The sequence below is a fragment of the Microthrixaceae bacterium genome (assembly GCA_016702505.1).
GTDB lineage: Bacteria > Actinomycetota > Acidimicrobiia > Acidimicrobiales > Iamiaceae > Aquihabitans.
Genome location: JADJDU010000021.1, coordinates 1 through 5,784, shown reverse-complemented (window position 1 = coordinate 5,784; position 5,784 = coordinate 1). Strand labels below are relative to the sequence as shown.

Sequence of the window (5,784 nt, the reverse complement as noted above, 5' to 3'; positions counted from 1 at the left end):
GCTTTCGCCCTCCAACCCGAGCGGCATCCCGACGACTATGTCGTGGTGTACCTGGCCGGGCACGGCGAGCTGGTGGACCTGGAGGACAACGTCCGCGAATACCGCTTCCTGGCCTCCGACGCTGACCAGGCCGACCTGGCCGGGACCGGGGTGAAGATAGACGACGTCGCGGACTGGCTGTTGACGCAAACCACGATCCGCCGATTGATACTCATCCTCGACACCTGCTATTCGGGCGACGCCGTGATCGACTTCAAACGACACCCGCCGAACTGGAGGCTGGGACCCAGTCGGGTTGCCGTTGGCGCAGGCGCAGCACTGATCGCCTCGGCGCTGCCACGAACCGAGGCATACCCGGCCCAGTTCACGTCTGCGTTCGTGGCTGCTGCGACGTCTCCAGCGGCGGCCGGTCGCGGCCAGCCAACGGTGGGCATCGACTCGATCATGAACGTACTGAAGATCGACGCCCAAGCAGGGCAGCCGCAGCAGGTCGGGTACCTCCCCGTCTTTGGCAACGTCGCGTCATTGGCCTTCTTCCCTAACCCGGATCGGGATCCCGAGCTCATCGACGAGCCCTTGGAAGAGGCCCGCTACCGGGTCCGGCGGAAGCTGGAAGCAGATGAAGACACCGACCGGCGAGATCGGTTCTTGCCCAAAGCAGCCGATGACTTCATCGGCCGACGGAATGCGTTGACCGATCTGGCTGCCTGGCTGAATAGTGGCACCGACACCCGGTCCCGGATCGTCGTTGGCGGTCCCGGGGCAGGCAAGACGTCGTTGATCGGGCTATGCGCGAGCCTGTCCGACCGGCGGCTCCGCGGAAGCATCCCGACAGGTGGGTTCGACGGAGCGATGCTGCCCGACCTGGGGGTCATCGACGGGGTTGTCTACGCGGGCCAGCGCACCTCCGCTGATGTCATGGCTCGATTGGCGATGGCTGCGGGGTCGAGGACGTCGATGACTCTCCGAGGCTATTTCGCTCAACCTGCGGCGGACGCTTCAGGCTGCGGCGTCACGGGTGGACGGGCGTCCGCTGACGGTGGTGGTGGACGCACTGGACGAGGCCGATGATCCGGTGGGCCTGGTCAAGGAAGTCATCCGCCAGTTGGCCGAACAGGGCAAGGGACGTCTGCGCTTTCTGCTCGGTTGCCGTCCGAAGGTCCCCCAGCTTGCGTTGGGCGATGACTGGAAGGACCGTCATGCCCGAACGTTCGTCGCTCTCGACCTGGACGCGGAGTATGCCGACGACGTCAGTACGAAAAGGCCGGCGCTGCCTGACGTGCGGTCCACGACGTGGCGCGAGCGGCTGCCAAAGAACACCGGCGATGCGATGCGTGCCGACCTCGAACGGCATTTCCAGGATCGGGTCGAGCTGGCATTTCAGCGACTCCGGCCGCTGGCCTATGCCCGCGGCACCGGTATGCCGTGGGAGGACATTTGGCCGGCGTTGGTCCGCGCGTTGGAGCCCGGCACCGACTGCAGCACCATCGACCTGATTGAGCTAGTCGATCACGCGGGTTCGTACGTCGTGGAGGGCGCCCCGCTCGGCGAAAGGTCGACATACCGGCTGTTCCACCAGTCTCTGGTCGAGGTGCTCCAGCAGGACCGCGACCCCGTCGCCGACGAGGCCGCAATCACCCGGACGCTACAGCAACTCGCCCCGCGCCGCCTGGACGGCCGGGTCGACTGGAAGCGCGCGCACCCCTACGCCCGTACCTTCCTACCGCTGCACGCAGCGCACGCCGGCCGACTGCCCGAACTCGTTCAGGATCCGGGGTTGTTGCTCGCGGCTGTTCCCGGCTCGATGATGTCGGCGATCGACACCTTGCCCAACTACCCACCGCGTCCCCTCAACGACGTCGAGGGATTCCTGCGGGCCCGCTTGGCCGCTGACGCGTACATGCGCGCAGTGAACACGATGCGGCGTGAGCCTCCTGTTCGGGCGGCCTCCGCGTTGGCCCTAGCCGCTCGGTGCGGGCCCGGAGGGGAGCTTGCCGACCGCATCATCGCCGACGGCCTACCCACCGAATGGATGCCCCGGTGGGCGCACTGGCGCCGCCCTGACGCCTCCCGCGTGGTCGCCACCCCTGACGGGGGTGTGGCGGGCATAGCGGTGGCTGAGCTGGAGGGGCGCCCGGTCGTGGTGTCCGGCAGCGAGGACGGGTCGGTGCAGGTGTGGGACCTGGCCACCGGGGCCCCAGTCGGGGCGCCGATCACCGGCCACCACGGCCCGGTGCGGGCGGTAGCGGTGACCGAGCTGGAGGGGCGCCCGGTCGTGGTGTCCGGCAGCGAGGACGGGTCGGTGCGGGTGGGGACTTGGCGACCGGGGCCCCGGTCGGGGCGCCGATCACCGGCCACGACGACTGGGTGCGGGCCGTGGCGATGGCGGAGGTGGCGGGCGCCCGGTCGTGGTGTCCGGCAGCGGCGACCGGTCGGTGCAGGTGTGGGATCTGGCCACCGGGGCGCCGTTCGGGGCGCCGTTCACCGGCCACGACGGCCGGGTGCTGGCGGTAGCGGTGACCGAGCTGGAGGGGCGCCCGGTCGTGGTGTCCGGCAGCGAGGACCGGACGGTGCAGGTGTGGGACCTGGCCACCGGGGCCCCAGTCGGGGCGCCGTTCACCGGCCACGACGACTGGGTGTTGGCGGTGGCGGTGACCGAGCTGGAGGGGCGCCCGGTCGTGGTGTCCGGCAGCGACGACCGGTCGGTGCGGGTGTGGGACCTGGCCACCGGGGCCCCGGTCGGGGCGCCGATCACCGGCCACGACGGCCCGGTGTTGGCGGTGGCGGTCACCGAGCTGGAGGGGCGCCCGGTCGTGGTGTCCGGCAGCGAGGACCGGTCGGTGCGGGTGTGGGACCTGGCCACCGGGGCCCCGGTCGGGGCGCCGTTCACCGGCCACCAGGGCCCGGTGTTGGCGGTGGCGGTGACCGAGCTGGAGGGGCGCCCGGTCGTGGTGTCCGGCAGCGGCGACGGGTCGGTGCGGGTGTGGGACCTGGCCACCGGGGCCCCGGTCGGGGCGCCGTTCACCGGCCACGACGACTGGGTGCGGGCGGTGGCGGTGACCGAGTTGGAGGGGCGCCCGGTGGTGGTGTCCGGCAGCGGGGACCGGTCGGTGCGGGTGTGGGACCTGGCGACCGGGGCCCCAGTCGGGCGCCGTTGACCGGCCACCAGGGCCCGGTGTTGGCGGTGGCGGTGGCCGAGTTGGAGGGGCGCCCGGTGGTGGTGTCCGGCAGCGAGGACCGGTCGGTGCGGGTGTGGGACCTGGCCACCGGGGCCCCGGTCGGGGCGCCGTTCATCGGCCACGACCACTGGGTGGTGGCGGTGGCGGTGGCCGAGGTGGAGGGGCGCCCGGTGGTGGTGTCCGGCAGCGGCGACCGGTCGGTGCAGGTGTGGGACCTGGCCACCGGGGCCCCGGTCGCCGGTGGGGGCGCCGTTCACCGGCCATGACGGTCCGGTGCGGGCGGTGGCGGTGGCGGAGGTGGAGGGGCGGCCGGTGGTGGTCTCCGGCAGCGGGGACGAGTCGGTGCGGGTGTGGGATTTGGCGACCGGGGCCCCGGTGGGGGCGCCGTTCACCGGCCACGACGGCCCGGTGTTGGCGGTGGCGGTGGCCGAGGTGGAGGGGCGGCCGGTGGTGGTCTCCGGCAGCGACGACCGGTCGGTGCGGGTGTGGGATTTGGCGACCGGGGCCCCGGTGGGGGCGCCGTTCACCGGCCATGACGGTCCGGTGTGGGCGGTGGCGGTGGCGGAGGTGGCGGGGCGGCCGGTGGTGGTCTCCGGCAGCGGGGACCGGTCGGTTCGGGTGTGGGACCTGGCCACCGGGGCGCCGGTCGGGGCGCCGTTCACCGGCCACGACGACTGGGTGCGGGCGGTGGCGGTGGCCGAGGTGGCGGGGCGCCCGGTGGTGGTCTCCGGCAGCGAGGACCGGTCGGTGCGGGTGTGGGACCTGGCCACCGGGGCGCCGGTCGGGCGCCGTTCACCCGGCCACGACGACTGGGTGCGGGCGGTGGCGGTGGCGGAGCTGGCGGGGCGCCCGGTGGTGGTGTCCGGCAGCGACGACCGGTCGGTGCGGGTGTGGGATTTGGCGACCGGGGCCCCGGTGGGGGCGCCGTTGACCGGCCATGACGGTCCGGTGTGGGCGGTGGCGGTGGCGGAGGTGGCGGGGCGGCCGGTGGTGGTCTCCGGCAGCGGGGACCGGTCGGTTCGGGTGTGGGATTTGGCGACCGGGGCCCCGGTGGGGGCGCCGTTCACCGGCCACGACGGCCCGGTGTTGGCGGTGGCGGTCACCGAGCTGGAGGGGCGCCCGGTCGTGGTGTCCGGCAGCGACGACGCGTCGGTGCGGGTGTGGGACCTGGCCACCGGGGCCCCGGTCGGGGCGCCGTTCACCGGCCACGACGGCTGGGTGCGGGCGGTGGCGGTGGCGGAGGTGGCGGGGCGGCCGGTGGTGGTCTCCGGCAGCGGGGACCGGTCGGTGCGGGTGTGGGATTTGGCGACCGGGGCCCCGGTGGGGGCGCCGTTGACCGGCCATGACGGTCCGGTGGTGGCGGTGGCGGTGGCGGAGGTGGCGGGGCGGCCGGTGGTGGTCTCCGGCAGCGGGGACCGGTCGGTGCGGGTGTGGGATTTGGCGACCGGGGCCCCGGTGGGGGCGCCGTTCACCGGCCATGACGCTCCGGTGCGGGCGTTGGCGGTGGCGGAGCTGGAGGGGCGCTCAGTCGTGACTCGTGGCGCCGCCACCTGGTGCTCTTAACCCTTGCCGACGCCGACGGGTTCGACGTTGAACGACTGGTTGCCTTGCCCAGCCCGCTGAAAGCGCTTGCCGCGGCTGGTCGGGCCCTCGTCTGCGGGGCCGACCAAGGGATCGTTGTCATCGACTTCTGAGGGCCGTGGCCCCTGTCGCGTCCGGTGAGTCAGCCCGCAAGCCAGCTCGGCCAACCGGGGAGCACCGAACGGCTCTGACGGGCTGAGTTGCCACGGTGTGGCGGTCCGGTTCGCACAGCCCACGCGTCGGCTGACCCCCAGCGCATCAGTTCCCGCTTTAGGTGTCGAGAGGAGAGCGCCATGTTGCAACACGTCACCCGTCGTCAGTTCGAATCACTTGCTCAGGCCTCCAGACGGACCGGCCTCAGCATCCGCACCCTGCGTCGCCGTATCTCTGACGGAACGCTCAACGCCTACCGCAGCGGTCCGAGGGTCATTCGCCTCGACCCGGAGGACGTCGACCGCCTTATGACCCGAATCCCGACAGCGTCATAACCGTGGCCTCCGCTAAGACTCGTGAATCGTTGCAGGGGCTGGTACCTGGGCTGACGCCATCACTGACAGCGCGGCGGCGATCTCGGCGTCTCGGCCCTGGGCGGCGTGCTGGTAACGCAGCGCAGCGTTGACACTGGAGTGACCGAGCCGTTCCTGCAACTCGGCGAGCGTGGCCCCGGTCATGGCGGCCATCGTCGCTCCTGTATGACGAAGATCGTGAACCCGCAAGTCGGATCGCCCGGCGGCAGCGCGCGCTTTCACCCACGCCTCGCGGAACACAGACGGCTGCAGATGGCTAACCCCGTCGGCCGCAGCGAACAACAACGCGTCAGCACGGGCCCCGACCCGCTCAGAAAGATGCTCTTCAATCATCGGCATGACGTGCGGCGGGACGGACACAGTCCGGATGCCCGCAGCGGACTTGGGAGTGCCGACAATCGACTTCCCGTGAACCCAACTCACGGCACGCCGCACCCTGACGATCCGTTGCGACACATCGACATCCTTGCGCCGCAACTCAAGCACCTCCCCGATCC

7 protein-coding genes are annotated in these 5,784 nt (G+C 71.9%); 6 read left to right on the top strand and 1 reads right to left on the bottom strand.

Features of this window, described 5'->3' with window-relative positions; all coding sequences use genetic code 11:
* The 6 genes from IPG97_15640 to IPG97_15615 all read left to right on the top strand — a co-directional run.
* Window positions 1-1,071 (top strand): hypothetical protein (locus IPG97_15640; GenBank protein ID MBK6857926.1); only part of this gene is annotated, 1,071 nt, incomplete at its 5' end.
* Window positions 1,072-2,408: 1,337 nt separating this feature from the next.
* Window positions 2,409-3,158, top strand: coding sequence for a WD40 repeat domain-containing protein (locus tag IPG97_15635; GenBank protein MBK6857925.1), 750 nt, complete (start codon window positions 2,409-2,411; stop codon window positions 3,156-3,158).
* On the top strand, window positions 3,155-3,445 hold the full coding sequence (locus tag IPG97_15630; protein ID MBK6857924.1) for a hypothetical protein: 291 nt from the start codon (window positions 3,155-3,157) through the stop codon (window positions 3,443-3,445). The genes IPG97_15635 and IPG97_15630 overlap by 4 nt, the downstream gene beginning before the upstream one ends.
* Window positions 3,420-4,742: a WD40 repeat domain-containing protein gene (locus IPG97_15625; protein MBK6857923.1), complete on the top strand. Its 1,323-nt coding sequence runs from the start codon at window positions 3,420-3,422 to the stop codon at window positions 4,740-4,742. The genes IPG97_15630 and IPG97_15625 overlap by 26 nt, the downstream gene beginning before the upstream one ends.
* Window positions 4,733-4,873, top strand: coding sequence for a hypothetical protein (locus tag IPG97_15620; GenBank protein MBK6857922.1), 141 nt, complete (start codon window positions 4,733-4,735; stop codon window positions 4,871-4,873). The genes IPG97_15625 and IPG97_15620 overlap by 10 nt, the downstream gene beginning before the upstream one ends.
* A 180-nt stretch (window positions 4,874-5,053) precedes the next feature.
* Window positions 5,054-5,248: an excisionase family DNA-binding protein gene (locus IPG97_15615; protein ID MBK6857921.1), complete on the top strand. Its 195-nt coding sequence runs from the start codon at window positions 5,054-5,056 to the stop codon at window positions 5,246-5,248.
* Window positions 5,249-5,260: 12 nt separating this feature from the next.
* Here the strand turns inward: IPG97_15615 and IPG97_15610 are convergent.
* A partial coding sequence (locus tag IPG97_15610) for a site-specific integrase (protein ID MBK6857920.1) occupies window positions 5,261-5,784 on the bottom strand: 524 nt, incomplete at its 5' end.